Source organism: Synechococcus sp. H55.10, from assembly GCF_047502715.1.
Classification (GTDB): Bacteria; Cyanobacteriota; Cyanobacteriia; order Thermostichales; family Thermostichaceae; genus Thermostichus.
Map to the genome: position 1 here is coordinate 1 of NZ_JANSJJ010000051.1, position 1124 is coordinate 1124.

At 57.9% G+C, this 1124-nt stretch carries 2 protein-coding genes; both read left to right on the plus strand.

What is annotated here, in order from left to right; translation table 11 throughout:
• Nucleotides 1–212: 212 nt before the first annotated feature.
• Entirely contained in the window at nucleotides 213–470 is a 258-nt protein-coding gene (locus NW858_RS04535; protein WP_414365950.1) for a gas vesicle protein GvpG, read from the plus strand.
• Between the two features lie 72 nt (nucleotides 471–542).
• The coding region (locus NW858_RS04540; protein ID WP_414519995.1) for a DUF3727 domain-containing protein at nucleotides 543–1124 on the plus strand (582 nt) is incomplete at its 3' end.

The following is a 1124-nucleotide window of genomic DNA, read 5'->3' on the forward strand; positions in this document are numbered from 1 at the left end:
TCCGCTCACAGGTGAGTGTCTCTGCACGCCGTCTGAGCAAGAGCTGATGGAGTGGATCGAGAAGCACTCTCGGAACGGCTAGGGAGGATTGATCCCTAAGCCGGAGGGGGAGCGGGCAGAGGGGGCAGGCTTGCTGGCATTGGTTATTGGTTCTTAGGGCGGAGGCGGGATCCACTTGTTAGGATTGACCTAATCCCAGGAGAGGCGCGGGGATGGTTTGGCAATTACTGACGTGGCCGGCCCAGAGCCTGCTGTGGTTGGCGGAGCAGATTCGAGAACGGGCCGAGGCGCAACTCGACAGCAAAGAAAACCTCCAGAAAGAACTCACCGCTCTCCAGATTCAGCTCGATCTAGGGGAGATCGACGAAGAGACCTATACCCGGCGGGAAGAGGAGATCCTGCTGGCGCTGGAAGCCCTGGCCCAAGCCGAAGCCGGCAGCACCGATGAGCGGCCTGGCGAGGATCTCTAAGTTCTGCGGTGGATCAGAACATGGGAGAATAAGCGTTGGTTGACCTCATTTTCCTACCCTGGGTTGCTTTCCATGACCGAATCCCGTGAAACCTTAGTGCTCCGCGACGAGCAGAACCAGCCTCTGAAATGCGAGATCCTGAGGCAGGTGGTCATTGAGGAGCAAAGCTATGCACTGGCCACGCCCGTGGACGCCGTGATCAAAGTGCTGGTTTGGGAGGGGGAGGAGGAGCCCGGCCAAGCGGTGAACGGAGATGCGGACATGGAAGGGATCCTGGATGAGCCGGATCCAGAAGAGCTCCAGGCTGCCCTGCCCACCATCCAGGCCGTTTTGGCGGAGTTGAACTTGACTCTGCAGCAAAACGGCTTTGACATCCTAACGGTCCAGGGAGAGTTGCCCCCTGTGGAAGAGGAAGATGTATTCGAACTGGGCGAAAGCGAGGAAGATGCCCAGGAATTCCAACTGCTGGCTACCTTCTTCTACAAAGATAAGAAATACGGCATCTTCACGCCCCTCGACCCAGTTCTGGTCTACGTAGCCCTGCCTGATGAGGGGGATCCCTACCTCCTGAACCCAGAGGACTCACCAGCCCTGTTCGACCAACTCAATGCTGTGCTGCTTGATCTGGACGAGTCAGTGGAAGAGGAGGCTGTG